The organism is Actibacterium lipolyticum (assembly GCF_900184935.1).
Lineage (GTDB): Bacteria > Pseudomonadota > Alphaproteobacteria > Rhodobacterales > Rhodobacteraceae > Actibacterium_A > Actibacterium_A lipolyticum.
Genome location: NZ_FXYE01000002.1, coordinates 1,679,319 through 1,696,451, shown reverse-complemented (window position 1 = coordinate 1,696,451; position 17,133 = coordinate 1,679,319). Strand labels below are relative to the sequence as shown.

At 55.2% G+C, this 17,133-nt stretch carries 13 protein-coding genes; 5 read left to right on the top strand and 8 right to left on the bottom strand.

Going from position 1 to position 17,133, the window contains the following annotated elements:
• Nucleotides 1-7: 7 nt before the first annotated feature.
• From COL8621_RS16860 to COL8621_RS16830, 7 genes are all read right to left on the bottom strand, one after another.
• On the bottom strand, nucleotides 8-1,210 hold the full coding sequence (locus COL8621_RS16860) for a glycosyltransferase family 4 protein (protein WP_093968431.1): 1,203 nt from the start codon (nucleotides 1,208-1,210) through the stop codon (nucleotides 8-10).
• A 150-nt stretch (nucleotides 1,211-1,360) separates the two neighbouring features.
• On the bottom strand, nucleotides 1,361-3,184 hold the full coding sequence (locus COL8621_RS16855) for a polysaccharide biosynthesis protein (RefSeq protein WP_176438524.1): 1,824 nt from the start codon (nucleotides 3,182-3,184) through the stop codon (nucleotides 1,361-1,363).
• An 860-nt stretch (nucleotides 3,185-4,044) separates the two neighbouring features.
• Complete coding sequence (locus COL8621_RS16850; protein ID WP_093968429.1) at nucleotides 4,045-5,061, bottom strand: GDP-mannose 4,6-dehydratase; 1,017 nt, start codon at nucleotides 5,059-5,061, stop codon at nucleotides 4,045-4,047.
• A gap of 89 nt (nucleotides 5,062-5,150) precedes the next feature.
• Entirely contained in the window at nucleotides 5,151-6,308 is a 1,158-nt protein-coding gene (locus COL8621_RS16845; RefSeq protein ID WP_093968428.1) for a DegT/DnrJ/EryC1/StrS family aminotransferase, read from the bottom strand.
• Nucleotides 6,309-6,318: 10 nt separating this feature from the next.
• Nucleotides 6,319-7,005 carry a PIG-L deacetylase family protein gene (locus COL8621_RS16840; protein ID WP_093968427.1) on the bottom strand — a complete coding sequence of 229 codons (687 nt, stop codon included), beginning with the start codon at nucleotides 7,003-7,005 and terminating at the stop codon, nucleotides 6,319-6,321.
• Nucleotides 7,002-7,916 carry a methionyl-tRNA formyltransferase gene (locus COL8621_RS16835; protein WP_176438523.1) on the bottom strand — a complete coding sequence of 305 codons (915 nt, stop codon included), beginning with the start codon at nucleotides 7,914-7,916 and terminating at the stop codon, nucleotides 7,002-7,004. The genes COL8621_RS16840 and COL8621_RS16835 overlap by 4 nt, the downstream gene beginning before the upstream one ends.
• Nucleotides 7,913-8,524 carry a sugar transferase gene (locus tag COL8621_RS16830; protein ID WP_093968425.1) on the bottom strand — a complete coding sequence of 204 codons (612 nt, stop codon included), beginning with the start codon at nucleotides 8,522-8,524 and terminating at the stop codon, nucleotides 7,913-7,915. Before COL8621_RS16830 ends, COL8621_RS16835 begins: the two co-directional genes overlap by 4 nt.
• Before the next feature lie 232 nt (nucleotides 8,525-8,756).
• Here COL8621_RS16830 and COL8621_RS16825 point away from each other — a divergent pair, with 232 nt between their 5' ends.
• The 5 genes from COL8621_RS16825 (at nucleotide 8,757) to COL8621_RS16805 (ending at nucleotide 16,218) form a co-directional block, all read left to right on the top strand.
• The gene (locus tag COL8621_RS16825) at nucleotides 8,757-9,884 is read left to right on the top strand and encodes a glycosyltransferase (RefSeq protein WP_093968424.1); all 1,128 of its coding nucleotides are present in this window, start codon (nucleotides 8,757-8,759) and stop codon (nucleotides 9,882-9,884) included.
• A gap of 417 nt (nucleotides 9,885-10,301) precedes the next feature.
• The gene (locus tag COL8621_RS16820) at nucleotides 10,302-12,221 is read left to right on the top strand and encodes a GumC family protein (protein ID WP_093968423.1); all 1,920 of its coding nucleotides are present in this window, start codon (nucleotides 10,302-10,304) and stop codon (nucleotides 12,219-12,221) included.
• Nucleotides 12,202-13,608: a hypothetical protein gene (locus COL8621_RS16815; RefSeq protein WP_093968422.1), complete on the top strand. Its 1,407-nt coding sequence runs from the start codon at nucleotides 12,202-12,204 to the stop codon at nucleotides 13,606-13,608. The genes COL8621_RS16820 and COL8621_RS16815 overlap by 20 nt, the downstream gene beginning before the upstream one ends.
• The gene (locus tag COL8621_RS16810) at nucleotides 13,605-14,954 is read left to right on the top strand and encodes a lipopolysaccharide biosynthesis protein (RefSeq protein ID WP_093968421.1); all 1,350 of its coding nucleotides are present in this window, start codon (nucleotides 13,605-13,607) and stop codon (nucleotides 14,952-14,954) included. The genes COL8621_RS16815 and COL8621_RS16810 overlap by 4 nt, the downstream gene beginning before the upstream one ends.
• A gap of 31 nt (nucleotides 14,955-14,985) precedes the next feature.
• Nucleotides 14,986-16,218, top strand: a complete 1,233-nt coding sequence (locus COL8621_RS16805) for an O-antigen ligase family protein (RefSeq protein WP_176438522.1) — start codon at nucleotides 14,986-14,988, stop codon at nucleotides 16,216-16,218.
• On the opposite strand, the gene COL8621_RS16800 is transcribed toward COL8621_RS16805, so the two are convergent.
• On the bottom strand, nucleotides 16,194-17,105 hold the full coding sequence (locus COL8621_RS16800; RefSeq protein WP_093968419.1) for a sulfotransferase family protein: 912 nt from the start codon (nucleotides 17,103-17,105) through the stop codon (nucleotides 16,194-16,196). The two genes, COL8621_RS16805 and COL8621_RS16800, sit on opposite strands and share 25 nt — an antisense overlap.
• Nucleotides 17,106-17,133 lie beyond the last annotated feature (28 nt).

Here is a 17,133-nt window from a genome sequence, read left to right as displayed (position 1 = left end):
CGGCGGCTTATTGGGCCGCCGCAGTTTCCTTTTGACCGAGCTCCTCAGTCAACAGTTGCGGCGCGACTTCGCCCTCTAGGCCCATCGTGGTAAGAAGCAGGCGATTGATTTTGTGTACATCGTAAACATCGCAGGCCAGTTTCCGGCCTGCCGCACCCATCTGTGTGATCAGCGATGGGTCACGAATGAACTTTGCCATCGCCTCGGCCAAGCGTTCAGCGTCATGCGACGGGACAACAAAACCCGTTTCACCGTCGCGGATGGTGGTTCCACACCCCGGCGCGTCGGTGGTTATCACCGCACGGCCACAGGCCATAGCTTCCAAAATGGTGCGCGGAACCCCTTCACGCAGGACGGTCGGCAAGACAAAAACACCCGAATCCTGCAGGAATGGTCTCACATCACGGGTTTCACCAAGATAGTTTATCACCCCTTCGCTGACCCATTGATCAAGCTCTACACGCGTGACGGCATCGGGGTTGGTGTCCATCGGGCCAAGGATGCAAACCTCTGCCTTCAGTCCCTGAGCCTTTAGCCGCCGTGACGCTTCGACCAGCACGGGGATACCTTTGCTTTTCAACAAACGGCAAATCATGATGAAACGGACCGGGTCAGTCGGCGGCGGCGGCGCGTTAAACAAAGACGTATCAACGCCCGACCCAGGAACCGCATGCAATGGCACCGAGTCCGGAACCAAACGAAACTTGCGAATATCCTGCTCTTCGCTTGGGTTGTAGTAGAACGCGCCCTTCAATGATTTCAGGGCAAGACGGTGAAGCCGAACCGTGGTTGCACGCACCAGCGCGCGCTTGCCGGTTGGGTTTTCTTCCATGAACGCATAGCCCAGCCCGGTGAACAGCGCATATTGGTTTGGCACCCCGGCCAGCCGCGCCGCCATGCCGCCATAAACGATCGGCTTCATCGTATAGGGCACGATGTGGTCCGGTTTTTCCTTTTTGAAAATGCGATACAGGTCAACAAAGGTCTGGAAGTCCTGAACAGGGTTTGTGCCGGTGCGGTTCATACGGACATGACCGTGCCGGATACCCCATTTTTCAAGGATCGCAGCCGTCGGTTCGTCAATATCCGGCGCAAGGGCCAACACATCGTGCCCGTTAGCGACCATGCGCTTTAACAGCTCTATTCGGAAGTTAACCAACGACCAGCCGTACCCGGCAATAACGATGATTTTCTTGGGTAATTGTGACATGCAAAATCTACTCGACCTTCGGGTAATCTATGGCCCGATACTGTGCGTCTTAGGTGAATTGTCCAAGCCCGAAGAGCCGCCGCTGGCAATAAATCGGCGCCGCGTTGCGAAACGCGGCGCCTTAGTTGGTTATGCCATACGATGAAGCCGTTAAGCGACGTCGACGGTATCTTCGTTCTCGCTTGTCTTCACAGGAAGACGTTTCAGCGCCGAGTCTTTGTAGCCCGGAACAAGTGACGCCAATGCGGCGATCACATCGTCTGGGTTCCCGTCACGGGCCGCAACCTCCAGCTCGGCCATCGTTTGGCGAAGCGTGGCCAGACGCACACCATTAGGCCGAGCCGCACGAACGCCTTTGATCGGGCTTTCGTGCATCTCTTCATTTTCGTCGAACAGCTCTTCGAACAGTTTTTCACCGGGGCGGATGCCGACAATTTTGATGTCGATGTCCACACCGGGGCGCAGGCCAGCCAAGCGGATCATACGTTCGGCGACATCGATGATCTTTACCGGATCACCCATATCAAGAACGAAGATTTCGCCGGTGCCAACGCGATCTTCCAGACCATGCGCAGAGGCCAGCAGGGTCAGTTCCACCGCCTCGCGGATGGTCATGAAGAACCGCTCCATCTTGGCGTCGGTGACGGTCAGCGGGCCACCCTGAGAGATCTGGCGCTGGAACAGCGGGATCAAAGAGCCGGACGAACCAAGCACGTTACCGAACCGCACAGTCATGAAGCGGGTCTTGCTGCCGGCGTGAACCGCCGCACGATCCTGTGCCTGACAATAGAATTCGGCAACACGCTTGGTTGCGCCCATTACGTTGGTGGTATTCACCGCCTTGTCTGTCGAAACCTGAACCATCGCCAGCGCGTTATAGCGGCTGGAGGCATCGGCCACGTTACGTGCGCCAATAACGTTGGTCAGAACGCCTTCGCACGGGTTCAATTCGACCATCGGCACGTGCTTAAGCGCGGCGGCGTTAAACACCAGCTCAGGACGATGCTGATCGAAGATACCCATCACCCGACGACGGTCGCGAATGTCGCTCATATGAGCGCGGACTTTCACGTCCGGGAACATCTGATGCAGGTCCATGTCGATGGCGTACAGGTTGTATTCGCAGTTATCGATCAGCACGATCTCTTCCGGCTCAAGCGAGGCAACCTGACGGGTCAGTTCGCTGCCGATTGAACCACCGGCACCAGTGACCAGAACACGGCGTCCCTTGACCATCCGGCTTAGCATTTCGCGGCTGATAACCTTTTGCGGACGATCCAGAATGTCGGCAACGTCCACTTCCTGTGTGTCCAAGCTGCGCGGGTCTTTCATTTCGCGCAATTCGCCCAGACCCGGCAGCTTCGATACCTTCACGCCGCTGCGATCCGCCCATTTCAACAGCTTCTGCATGGCGTCGGCATCGAAATGGGTGATCGGCTCAGTCAGGACCAGCTTGCGGGGCTCCATACGTTCGGCTGTCATCGTGGCGATGACGTTGTCGATGTCACGGATAGAGCCAAGGATCGGCACGTCATGGAAGAACAGACCCTGTGTACCGCTGGAATCGTCAAGGATGCCCACCGGAACAAAGGTGCTATTAGGGTCACGGAGTATCGCGCGCAGGTACAAATCGCACGATACACCCGTGCCCACCAGAAGCAGGGGGATTTCTGCCTTGCGCTGACCCTCTTCGGTGCGCTGGATCGAGCTCCAGCTGCCGCGACGGGCGGCAACCCGGATAGCACCAAGCATCGAGAGAGAGACCAAGATCTGGATGACAAAAGTTGACCTGGGGATAGGATTCAACTCTGGCAATGCAGCCCAGACAAAGGCCACGGACAGGCACATCAGCAAAGACGCTTCTGCAATGGTTTTAAGGTCCCGGACGGACGTGGACGCCACGTGGCGACGGTAAAGACCGACAACCGGGAACAGCAATGCGCCTGCGACCATGGAAAGAGGTACAAGCGTCAACAATGGAGCATAGCGGGGGGCCTCATTAAAAAGGCCGAGGCGAAGAACCAACGCAAGGGCTATAGATACGCCGCAGATCATAATATCAGCTGCGAAAAGCCGTTTGTTTGCGTTGGTGCCTCTAATAATCGAAAAGTATGATTTTTTCAGTCGATCCACGATGATGGTGGCCAAGTGGCCCATCCCTGAATCTTCTGGTGAATAAACTTTAACTTTGGACATTATACCAACCTGAACAATTGAACGAACTTAGCTATTGACGTGCCGGGGCACACCTGAATGCGGAATCCCCCGCTTTCGAATTTTTTTGCATAGACCCCGATTAAATTCCGGGATTTCTATTTTATCAAATTGTCAGAAATTCTCATTTCTGCAGACCGCACCACAACGCAGTTATACGCGTAGCTTTACTTCCCTCGTAGGCAAGAATTTGCGTTTTAGCCTCAGAATGGAAGCCAAATATTGCTTATTTTTGCCAAGTTTCCCCTTGATCGACGAGTATGGAATCGCTGACTTTTCGAGGCTTTTGATGTTAAATCCTTTAAATTTAACCATTTATTATAAAATTGCATTGTTAATACTTGTGGCAAGAATGTGTCCAATCTAGGCGCCTATTTTTTAGGCATTACCCCGTATCATGGTGGCCCGCAAATCACGCTCCCTCTAAGGTTGTGCGTATTGAACGGCCAAGTTTACCTTACGTCCGTTGATTCGGGTTGCCAGGTGCGAATCGGTGCTGAAAATCCGCTGCGGATTCGAAGACGGCTGGTGCCAATTCAACGCAAAGCCCAAACCACTTTGGAAACAATCACGCCCTTAATTTCTTGATTGTACACCAATAAATTGCGCGGGTATTTCTTCTAAACGTCATAGAACTCGCGATACCAATCCACGAAGGATTTAACCCCCTCTGGCACCATCGTCTTTGGCTCATAGCCCGTCAGGCGCTTTAATAGGCTGGTATCCGCCCAGGTTGCGGGTACATCCCCAGGTTGCATTTCCATAAAATTCTTTTTGGCTTCGCGGCCGATCGCACCTTCGATTGCGTCCACGAAATCCATAAGCCGCACCGCTTCGGAGTTCCCAATATTGACCACGCGAAAGGGCGCAACTGGCGAAAGACTGTCGCCATCAACAATGTCGTCAGCCGACTGCGGGCGCACCGGTGGAACGTCAGCCAGCAGCCGGATACCTTCGACCAGATCGGTGACATAGGTGAAATCGCGGCTCATATCACCGTGGTTATAGATGTCGATCGGGTCACCATTCAAAATGGCGCGGGTAAACTTGAACAAGGCCATGTCCGGGCGCCCCCACGGCCCATAGACGGTGAAGAAACGGAACATCGTAATCGGAATGCCATATAGATGCGCATAGGAATGCGCCATCGCCTCGTTCGCCTTCTTCGTCGCGGCATAGAACGACATCTGCGTGTCGGCCTTGTGCGTTTCGGCATAGGGCATTTCGGTATTCGCGCCATACGCGGACGACGTAGAGGCCATCATCAAATGCGCCGTCGGGCATTGGTGCCGCACGGCCTCTAACAGCTCAAACACGCCAATAAGGTTGGATTCCAAGTACGAACGAGGCTCGTCTATGGAATAGCGCACACCCGCCTGTGCCGCCAAATGCACGATCAGATCTGGTTTCTCTTCCTTCAGAATGTCGCTTAGCACGCCGGGGTCTTCGACCCGCGCGATGACAGCCCGGAAATTGGGTGATTTGTTTAGGATCGCGTGGCGCTGTTCTTTTAGTGAAACGTCGTAATAATCGGTCATCGCGTCCAAACCGACAACCTTATAGCCATCTGCCAAAAGGCGCTGGCAAAGATGAAATCCGATAAATCCGGCAGAACCGGTGACAAAAGCTTTTTGCATGACAACGTCTTCTGATTGGTAGTTGGCGGTTATTCTCCTTAGACCGACACGTTCGGAAAAACGAGGGTGATCAACAGTTTAACTTTCAATTAAGCCGTAGCGTCGTGCGAAATCGCCAAAATGCAATTCGCAAGGTCGTTCATTTCCTCTTCGCTCCATGTGGGGTCGACGAGGAATGCAAGGCTGGTTTCCCCCAACTCTTGCGCAACTGGAAGGCCGTCAGGCGTGATGCCATTGTTCGAAAAGACCTTTTCCAGATAGATTTCAGAGCAGCTTCCAGAGAATGCCGGAAACCCTGCTTCAGAAATTTCAGCAACAATGCGGTCCCTGCTCCAACCGGGGGCCAGGTTTTCGGGCCGGACAAAGCAATAGAACCGGTAAAATGCATGGGTCACGCTGTCATCGGGCATGGGAACACGAAACAGCGCGGACTGTTGCAAAGCCTTCGCCAGAATCTTGGCGTTGCGGGTGCGCACGTCCCGCCAATGGTTCAGCCGGACCAACTGAACACGGCCCAGCGCGGCCGAAAGACCCGTCATCCGAAGGTTTGTGCCGATATGTTCGTGCAGCCAGCGAAAACCGGGCGGATGATCGGTGTTGTGTACGGTGTCATAGTCTTTGCCATGGTCTTTGTACGACCACGCCTTTGACCAAAGCGCGGTGTCATTTGTCACCAAAAGCCCACCTTCACCGCCCGTCGTCATGATTTTATCCTGACAGAACGAGAATGAGCCAAAGGTGCCGAACGTCCCAACGTGGCGATCCCCGATCATCGCGCCATGCGCTTGGGCGCAATCTTCGATGACCCACAGGCCATGTTCGTTCGCCAAATCCATGATGGCGGGCATATCACAGGGCCAACCCGCCAAATGCACGGGGATGATGCCCTTTGTACGCTCTGTAATCAGCGGGGCGATGGTTTCGGGCGTGATGTTCTGCGTATCGGCGTCAATTTCAGCGAAGACGGGGATGGCACCGAACAGTAACAGGCACGAGGCAGACGCGATAAAGGTGCGCGGCGTTACGATGACTTCGTCACCCGGTTGAAGGTCAAGGCAATGTAGGGCCGTGTTCAACGTCACGCTGCCATTGGCCAGTGCAAGGGCGTGCTTTACGCCGATGGCGGCACTGTATTCTTCCTCAAACGCGGTGACATCGGGGCCGGTCCATGCGTTGACCTTGCCCGAACGAAGCACGGCGCTGACGGCTGCGATCTGGTCTTCGTCGAAATGTGGCCATCTTGTCATCAGGTTGCCCTCAGCAAACGTGGCGGATCATGATAAAGCCTTCGCAGGCCATTCGGTGAACTGTTGCCCCGCGCAACGTCGCCAGTGCGCGCAGGCTGTTGATGGAACGTTCATGGGGCGCTTCGCGGACCTGACTTTCAAACAGGGCGAATGCCTCTAACTTTTGCTCAAGCGTGTCGGTGATATCGACAAACACGTTGGGCAAGAACGCAGGGGTCAGATAAGGCGCGTTCCAATTGGTTTCGGACAGCGTTTCATAGGCAAGGATTGTCGCAGGATAGGCCTCTTGATGCGGGCGGCTGGCCACCAGCGATGACAAAAAGACCAGCTGATGATCCATATGAATGTCGCCCAGATGCGGCGCAAAGATCAAATCGGGGGCAAGGTCGCGCACCAGACCGCCAAGGGCTGCGTTCAGTTCCTTGTGGGGTAACTCCGAAAGTTCAGCGGCGGGCAGATCCAGCCAATGTGTCTCTGTTACGCCCAAATGTTTGTGCGATAGGGCGGCCTCGGCCCGGATGCCGGCAACCATTTCATCGGAAAACGCGGGCGGGCGGCCACGGGTAACGACACATACATGAACCGGGCGGCCTATCGCGGCCAGCTTGGCCATCGTGCCGCCGACGCCCAGCACCTCATCGTCGGGGTGGGGGGCGATAACCAAAACAGGGCCAGTACCATAAAGAGGCGCAATCATTTCAACATTCCAAATTTGCTGTGTAATTTCGGGCGTGTGTCAGGGCCGTGCCAGTCGGTAACGTTCAAACACTGGCCGTCACCGCACATCACGGTAAGCGTATCACCATCAATCGCCTGAATTTGGCCGGGCATCCCGATATAGCGCGCGCTGTCTTCGCTGCGGGTTGCGGCGGTTATCACCACCTGCGTCCCATCTGCGCCATAGGTGAAAGCCCCCGGATAAGGCGGCCCAACAGCCCGGATCAAACGATGGATGTCTTCTGCGGGCTGCTGCCAATCGATCAAGCCATCTTCGGGCCCGCGGCGCGCGCAAATGGTCGCCTTGTCATGGTCTTGCACCCGGCGCGGCACGTCGCCAGCGGCCAAACGGTGCAACAAGGGGGGCAACAGCTCTTTGATCGCATCAAGCTGTTTGTCGTACAGCCCCCGCGCCGTTTCTTCGTGCGGATCGATCGGAAAAACCAGTTGCGCAGCGATATCGCCGGTGTCCGCCCCGTCGCCCAGCCAAAAAATTGACGCGCCAGAACGGTCTTCGCCCAACAAAATGGTCCAGGGGATAACCGCACGACCGCGCAGTTTGGGCAACGCCGTGGGGTGATACCCAAGGCAGCCGATACGCGGGATGGCGCGGAATTCTTCGTTGCACAGTTGAGACCAGCCGATCACCAGAACCACATCTGCATCCACATCCCGCAGCGCCGCAAGCGTTTCAGGCGCGTTCGATTTTTGGGTGTGGTGCACCTTGATCCCATGCTGTTCGGCCAGCGGGCCAAGATCAACAAAGTCAGAGTGCCGCTTTGCCAAATCGGGCGGCAGCGTCACCACCAATGCAGGCGCCCGGTCGCACGCGCACATCGTTTCCAACGCGCATTTCGTGCTTTCAACTGCGCCGACCAAAACTGACTTCATATTGTGGCCCCGCCAATTCCAGACTGCGCCAGCCATGTTTCAGATTCAGCCAAACGGCGGTCATTTCGCCGTTCGCCAAACAAGACAACGCCCACGGTTTCGGCCAGGATTTTCATATCCAGCGCAAAGCTTTTGTGTTCGGCATACCAAAGGTCCAACTTCAGCTTTTCTTCATGCGTCAGGTTGGTGTTGCCACTGACCTGCGCCCACCCGGTCAGCCCCGGACGCACGGCACAGCGCCTCTCTCCCAGTTCACCGAAGTCGCGGATGGTTTCTGGCAAAAGCGGGCGCGGGCCAACCAAGGCCATATCACCACGCAAAATCGCGAAAAGCTGTGGAAGTTCATCCAAACGGGTGCGGCGCAGAATGGCCGTCAGCCCGTTTTGACGATCAGCATCGGGCAGAAGGTTCCCGTCAGCATCACATTCCTCTGTCATGCTGCGAAACTTATGGATGCGAAAGGTCTTGCGCGTTTTCCCTGCACGCACTTGAGAGAACAGGATTGGCCGCCCAAGTGAAAAGCCGACAAGGACAGCCGTAATAGCCATCGGAATCAACAAGACAATAGCAGCACAAAAAACAGCGCAGATTTCAATAATGCGCGGCATACCCAAAAAGGCCCCTTACCACCTTACAAATTACTAAAGTTAACAAAAAATCTAATTTCTTTTGGTTAATACTGCACTTGCAGCGGAAATGGTCAAGCCCGTTCACCCTAGCATCGCCATGCAACAGGTTATTGAAAATCACCGGTTTTCCGGCTTGGTAGAATGCGATTGATTGAATAAGGTGCCCGCGTTGATCCGCGAATTGCGCGGTGTTTGTTTGAGTATTTGATTAATGAAAGTTCTACATTCGATTACCGGCACAAATGTCGGCGGTGCCGAGATTATGCTGTACCGTTTTTTACGTGCACTAGGTGACAGTGCAGCGGATCATGCCGTTGTTTCGCTGCTTCCGCATGGGCCAATTGGCCAACAAATCGCTGATTTGGGTGTTCCGATATACAGCGCCGACGCGGCACCCGGTGCCCCCTCGCCCAGTGCCCTGATGCGCCTTCGGGGGATCATCCAAAAGGTGTCGCCTGACGTCATTCAGGGGTGGATGTACCACGGCAATCTGGCCGCGAAACTGGCGACCATCGGAATGCGCGATCGCCCTGCGATCATCTGGGCCGTCCACCATTCGTTGCAGGACATCAAAAACGAAAAACGCTCTACGCAAGCCGTCGTTCGGGCCTCTGCCTTCCTGTCGGGTGGGATAGAGGGAATCACCTATTGCTCATCCGTGTCGCAAAAACAGCACGAGGCGGTCGGCTTCAAAAGCCAGCGCGCCGTGCTAATTCCCAACGCGATCGATTCCGACGAATTCAAACCAGATCATGACGCAAAAGCGCGCCTGGCAAAGCTGTGCGGCATCCCAAGCGAGCGGATCATTATCGGCAACGTTGCCCGTGATCACCCGATGAAGGATCAGGCCGCCATGGTGCGCGCCACCGCGGACCTTCTGGAAAAAGGGTATGACGTTCAGGCGGTGATTATTGGCAGTGGCCACAGCGATGGCCAAGCGCGCCGCGCCGCGGGCGAACTGGGCATCGATGATTGGGTGACCACGTTTGAAACCCGCTCTGACATTGCGGAAATCGTGCCGGGGTTCGACATCTTCCTGCTTTCCTCGGGCTGGGGCGAGGCTTTCCCGCTTGCCGTTGGCGAAGCGCTGGCTGCGGGTGTGCCCGCTGTCGTGACGGATGTGGGCGACAGTGGCTGGCTTGTCGGCGATTGTGGGATCGTTGTTCCACCGGGTGACGCGATCGCGCAAAGCGCCGGTGTTGAGAAGCTGCTTAAGCTTTCTGACAGCGCCCGAAAGGGAATCGGACTGGGCGGTCGTGACCGCGTTCGCGACCTCTTTTCGATGGATGGATACATCGCTGCGCATGATGAGTTGTACAAAAAGGCAGTACAAAGATAGGCTTGACGATCTTGAACAGTCAGATGAACCGCGCAATAGTTAACCTGTTTTCTGTTTCGTCAGGTTGGTCACAGCTAAGAAGTTTATCCACATTACGGGATTGTATTTCTATCGCTTTGGGCGTCCTTTCTCCGCAGTGTTTTAAAAGATGGAATCGATTTTCGGTTTCAATAGTCGATTGCCCGGTGCCAATTTTTGACCGGATCAGCGCTTTGGGGGCTGCTGGTGTTGGCCAATTTTTTGGGTCAGGGTTTGGTAAATGATAATGATTTCAGGTGGTGTGCCACTAATTATGCGTTTTATGGATCGTTGGTTTTGCGACGAAAAAAGCTTCGGTTCGAATGCACGACGGGTACAGCCTGAACCCGCGCCCTGTTGTTTTTTCACGCAAGGGGCCTGGGGTATGGAGTTCGTATTATGACGAAGCTTAGCGCGACGCCCCCAAGGATTTCGCTGCAAAATACCGCCGAACAGAACGGCGGCGTATATTCAAACCGCCCTTCCGAACGTATCGGAATGGAGGATATTTGGCTGATCCTTCGGCGCAATCTGATGATGATGGTGACGATCATTCTAACCGGGATGCTCGTTGCCGCAGTTGTCGTTCTTAGCCGCGACAAAGTTTACAATGCGCGGGCAACTATCGTTCTGAATCCAGCGGATACGCGCGTTAAACTTTCATCCTCGCAGCTTGAATCGGTCGATTTGACGCGCGCTGCGGTGGAAACTGAAATTGATGTGCTTCGCTCCCGCGAGTTTGCTTGGCGTGTCGCAAGATCGTTGGAACTGATGGAAAACCGCAGTTTCAACCCCTTCATCACCGTCGAAGACCCACCCGGAAGAGCCGAACAGCGCGACCTTGTTTTGAAAAAGCTTTTGTCCACCTATGCGGTGTTCCGGTCGGGCGAAAGCTTCGCCCTTGATATTTCGGCCAACTACTCTGATCCAACGCTTGCAGCGAAAATCGCCAACGCGGTCGCGGGCGAATACATCGCGCAGTCCCTTGCCGAAAAGCAATCAGATGCCACGAATTCAATCGAATTCCTGCACGCCCAAATTTCGTCCATCGAACAGAGCCTTTCGGAAAAAGAGGCTGAGGTCGCCACATATATCCGCGCCTCTAACCTGGATGACAACGAGCTGTCGGCCAAATTGCGGGCAGAGTTGGAGCGGCTAAAAGCGATCCACGAACTTCAGAAATCTGGTCAGGGCCAAGGCACCCCCGAAGAGCTTGAACAGCTTGGTATCGATCTGGCCGAAAAAACCGCTGCTCTAGAAGAGCGGACACGGGCAGAGCTTCGTCTGCTTATTCTTGAACGTGCGCTGGAAACGGAAAGAAACCGCTATCAGTCGCTTGTCGGACGGCTAAGCGACATCGAGGCGCAAAGTAACATTCTGGTCCCCGGCGCGCGTCAGGTCACCTTTGCCGAGGCGCCTCAGAGTCCGTCGTCGCCAAACATCAAAACCGCGATGGCGTTTTCATTTGTCGGGTTGGTCGGCCTGTCCTTCCTTCTTGCCTTTCTGCTTGAAGGGCTTGACCGGCGGGTCTGGAATGAAAAACACACGATCCGCGTAACAGGCTTGCCCAACTTGGGCTATATCCCGCGCGTCGACGGGTTGGGCCGCGACGCAGACTTCCAACCGGCGCAATATATCAAAGACAACCCACGCTCGGCCTTTGTGGAATCTCTGCGGGCGTTGTTCACGCTTCTAACGCGTTCACAAAAGACGCGGCAGTCGCCAATTATCATGATTAGTTCAGGCCTTCCAAACGAAGGAAAGTCGACCATCGCCGTGTCACTTTCGGTTTCAACGGCCAACGAACGCAGGCGGGTGTTGTTGATCGATTTTGACATTCACCGCCAAGGTGCCTCCAAGATGTTAGACCTGCCCAAGGTCGATCTACGCGCCGAAGATGTGCTGACCAAAAAGGTTCCGTTGTCGGCCTCTATTCAATCTGAAACCGGTATCGAAAACCTGCATTGCCTAACCTTCAAACGCGACTCGGGCTTTCCAAGCTGGCTGTTTAACGATCCTGAATGCCACTCAACACTTGATGAACTGCGCGAAGAATACGATCTTATTATCATCGATACGCCACCGATTCTGATTGTTGACGATGCCAGCCGACTGGCATCCGTGGCGGACGAGGCTTTGTTGGTCGCCCGCTGGGGCGAAACAACCGAAGATATTTTGCGCGACGCAGCAGAGCGTCTGCGGCAAATTGGTGTAACCGTTACAGGCACAGTCATTACAGATGTCGATGTGACAAAACAAAGGCGTTACGGCTATGGCGGATACGCAAGCTATTATGCTTATGGCAAAGACTATTACTGACAAACTGGCAAAGGTCGCCTTTCTTTTTATTACATTTATTTCGACAGGGTCAGCATTCGCATTAGGGGACGATGCCTTTCCCAACGCGCTTGGTTTTGGGGTAGACGCAAATGGTTGGCGCGGCGGCAAAGTTATCAATGTGACGTCACTTGCCGATTCCGGTAAAGGGACGTTGCGCGCGTGTGCCGAAGGCGGCCCCGCAGCACGTGTGTGTGTGTTCAAAGTCAGCGGAACGATCGCGCTAAACAGTTCGATCCGCGTGGGGGCAAACGTCTATATCGCCGGACAAACCGCACCCGGAGGCGGAATCCAGCTTAGGTTGGCACAATCTCAGGCCTCTCCGTTGCTGATAAAGAACACCAACAACGTCCTGATCCGGTATCTAAAGTCCCGCCCAGGCCCAAGCCCACAGCCCAGCGCAAGCGTTGATGGCGTCACTATCGAAGACAGCACCGATGTTTACTTGGATCATATGTCCATCGCGTTCGCGACGGATGAAAACGTCAACATCCACGTATCCAGCGGAGTTTCGACCAATATCACGATCGCCAACTCAATCATCGCTTATGGGCTGAACCACGCTAACCATCCCGATGGCAGCCATTCCAAGGGCATGCTGATCTGTTCAAGCGAAGGTTCGGGAAATAGCTGTGGGCGCATTTCGGTCTTGCGCAACCTGATCTCTCATAACCGCGACCGGAACCCGGATATCAAGGGCACGTCCATCGGCCCAATCGAGTTTCTGAACAACATCATTTACGACCCGATCAGCCAGTTCGGAGAGTTTTACAACCAACTTGGCGCGACCTCGGTCAACTATATTGGCAATGTCGCCTTGTCGGGCCCAAGCACGATCAACCAAACGCCCGAAGCCGTGCAGGCCTTTAACTCTGTCCCGGCCAACCAGTTCAAGATCTTCGTGCGCGACAACAAAGCCCTCAAACGGCGTCAATGCAACCGGGTCACCCGTTTCGCAGTGCTGAACGCCGCCGCGAAAGAGGCGCGCGTGACCCGCGCGATACGCCCTTTGGCCACACGAGCGATGACATCAACCGACGCCTTCGTTTCGGTCCTAAGCGTGGCGGGTGACCGTTTGCCCACCGGCGGGCATCTGGATTCATTGGACATCAAAATCCTTAACAACGTTCAAAACTGTACAGGATCCGTAATTGATAGCGTGTTGGAAGCCGGTGGATGGCCAAACCCGGCCGCCGGCACAGCCCCCAAGGATAGCGACGGTGACGGGCTTCCCGATACATACGAAGCGTCAAACCCTAACCTGAACCCGAACCAAGCGTCCAACGTATGGGCCACTGACCCGACCTCTGGCTGGTCGCATCTGGAAACCTATCTATCCTTGCTCGCCGGGGACTTTGTGACTCAATGAGCATGTTCGAACGGTTCAAAGCTGACCTGACAGGCGACGCGGTTTTCAATCGTGTTCTGAAGAATATGTCGTGGTTGTTTTCCGCTCATATCATGATCGCCGCGCTGGGATTGATCAGCCTTGCGGTAACCGCGCGGGCATTGGGGCCCGCAGGTCTGGGTATTCTGGCAATCGTTGAATCCTATGTCCGCATTGTTGACCGGCTGTTGCGTCTGGAACCGTGGCAAGCCGTCATCAAATACGGCGTCGATGCGTTAGAGCGCGAAGAAAAGGGGCGGTTCCACCGGCTGATCAAGCTTTCGATTCTGATCGACCTTGCCGGCGGGTTCTTGGCGGGTTCTGTGGCCATTGCACTTGCATGGTTCATCGCGCCGCGTCTGGGCCTGCCGGACGATGGTTTCAAATATATCTGCCTTGTCGCGCTTGCCCTGTTCCTTTCGCTTCGCCCTACGGGCATTGCGGTGCTGCGCATTTATGACCGGTTCGACAAACTGGCCAAACTGGACGTGTTCGTGGCCGTGTTGCGGCTGGTGCTATGCGTTCTGGCCTATTGGTTTGATCTGGGCATCTGGGCGTTTCTGGCGATCCTGCTGGTTCAGAGCCTTGCCGACGGCATCTTGGCCTTTGTCTATGCCTTGATTGAGCTGACCAAACGCGGCGACCATCACATCATGCGGACCCGCGCGCGCGACGCGATTAGCGAAAATCTGGGGTTCCTTCGCTTCCTCTGGAACTCCAACTTCAACGTGATTTTGCGGCAATCGTCCCAGCGATTTGACGTGATCATTCTTGCCGCGTTGGTCGACCCCGCCGCGGTGGGCTTCTTTCACGTGGCGAAACGCACCGCAAACGCAGCCCTTAGGTTTGGGCGCCCATTGCGTCAGGCGATATATCCAGAAATCGCACGCATCTGGGCACGGGGCGAAGTGGCGCGTTTTGCCCGCGTGGTAACCCGGACAAGCACGCTGGTCTTTCTTGTGGCCTTCGTTTGCTTCGTTCCCATCGCGCTGAACCTCCCCGCCATCCTTGCAACCTTCCTTGGCGAAGAATTCCGTGACGCGGCTAGCCTTGTAACGGTGCAGGCCTTGGCGGTTATTGTGTACCTTAGCGGGATCATTCTGAACCCCACCTTGCTGAGCATGGGTAAAGACAAAGAGCTGGTTCGGATCACCATCATTGCCACCATCGCGTTTTTCGCGCTGTTCGTGCCGCTTGTGAAAACGTTTGGTGCGACGGGTGCCGCGATCAGCCACTTGCTCTTTAACCTGATCTGGATGGCTGGATGCCTTGTGTTCCTATGGCGGGAAAGTCAGCGGCGACGGGCAAACAAGGTATCAGATGTATAATTCCGGGTATCATAACGGACCAGGCTCAGGCATGGCGGCTGCGTATGGTCAAATTCGCAATCCCGTTCTGGAACGCACAGAGCTTTTCCTCGTGACGCTCATGGTGTTCTTCGCACCGATGAATTACCTGCGCCTAAGCAGTCTCTATTTCACCCTAAGTGACGTGACTGGGCTTTTTGCCCTTCTGCTTGTCATCGTGAACCGCCGCCTTCCGCTGAATTTCTTCGGTGCGGCAACCGGGCTTTGGCTGTTTTCGTTTGCCCTGTTTACCGGCGGGTTGCTGATTGGGAGTCTGGTAAATGGCTCTATGACCTCGGGTATCGTGATTTTCGTGCAGTACACATACTCCATGATCTTGATCCCCATTGTGCTGGCCAGCCGACCGTTTGAGCAAACGGTGATGCTTACCAAGGTCTTTGTGTTAGGCGTCGCCGTTACGATGCTACACGGCGCGTATCTGGTTCATTTTGCGGACGACCCACCGGTACGTCTGGTATCAGGTAGCGGCAGGTTGCGTTCCCTGATCGAACGGGAAAACGCTGCGGCGGGGCTTGCAGCAATCTGCATTACATTCACCCTCTGGCTGTTCTTCGTGAAACGCATTTCTCTACCGCTTTGTCTGCTGCTTTTCGCGGCGCTGTTTTACGGCGTTCTGCTGACGGGGTCGAACACCGGGATTATCGCCACAGTCATTGGCATTTCCAGTTTGGTGCTGTTCAGCCGGTCGCGCAAACTGGTCTTTGCCACTTTGGGCCTTGGGGTGCTGGCCGTCGTGGTTACCCTGAATTGGGGCGATTTGTTCCTGCCAGAGGTGTTCCAAAAACGCGTACTGGGCGCGCTTGAATCTGGCGATCTACAAAAAGCGGGTACCTTCGAAGATCGGCTGTACCTGATACGAGAGGCCCTGGGCATCGCGAACGACAGGCTGTTTATCGGGTTGGGCGCAGACCAATATCGCGTTCTCAGCGAACACAGCGCGCCGGTCCACAACGCCTATCTGCTGATCCTAAGCGAAGGGGGGCTTATGTCCCTGATCGGAATGGCGGGCCTGATCCTTACCGGCATGTATCTGGGCACCGCTGCGATGCGCGAAAATCACAGCTATATGACCGGCGTTCTAACGATAACCATCGTGGTGTTGTTCGCGCTGATGCTAAATGCGTTCGCTCATTTTTACGCGCGGTTCTGGAACGTACCGTGGGTCTTGGCCCTTGCGCTAAGCGTTGCCCATGCCGGGTATCAACCTGACCCCGATGACATGTAACCGTATCGGCGAAGCTGTTCAGAGGTCACGCGCACAACCTTTTGCTGGTCGGCGGGCGTCATCTTGTCTTCCCAATTGTTGTCAAAACGCAGGGTTAGATCCTTTTTCATGCGAATACGGCTGCCTGCCATCTGGTGCGCAGGCATGATCGGCTGAGACTGTTCCAGCGCGGTGCAAATTGCCGACAGATCCATCCCAGTCGCGGCACCGATACGGGCGAACTCTTCTGCGGGCTGGGCGGCGAAATCTTCGTATCGGACGCGCACAAATTTGTCGGCCCCCACCTTCCGGCCAAGCCGTTCGGCAAAGCTGTTGTACATGCGCCACCGAATGGCGGTGCGATAAGGCGAACGCGCCTTGATCTTTTTCTGCACGCCCTTTTCGACATCAATTTCCATCGGGCGCGACATGGCATTGGCGACCCCGCGTGCATCACGCACCAAATGAATGACCCTAAGGTCGATCTGATCACTTTCAGCCAAGGCCAGCCCACGACCCGGCATTTTGGATGAATCCACCAAAACATCCGTTCCCGCCGCATCGGCGACCCCCTGAAACAGGCTGGCCGACAAATCCGCATAGCGTTTCACCGCCCCAAGGCCCAGTATCCGCGCGGGTGACACAAGCGGCTCCACCTGTTTGGCGAGGGAAAAGAACCCGTCAACGCCACCTGCCTGTGGCAACCATTGCGCCATCACGTCGGGCCAAAACTGGCATTCCTGAATGCGGGCCCCGCAGGCACAATATTCGTTATTTGCCCAAACATGGCGGCACATGGCGGCAATTTCGCCCGCGCCAAAGATTTTAGGATGCTGCCCAAGTGCAATATCTAGGATGGTCGAACCGCTGCGACCGTAACCAACGACGTAGATAACTTTCAAACTCACTTTAGGTGCCTTCCAAACAGCAAATCAC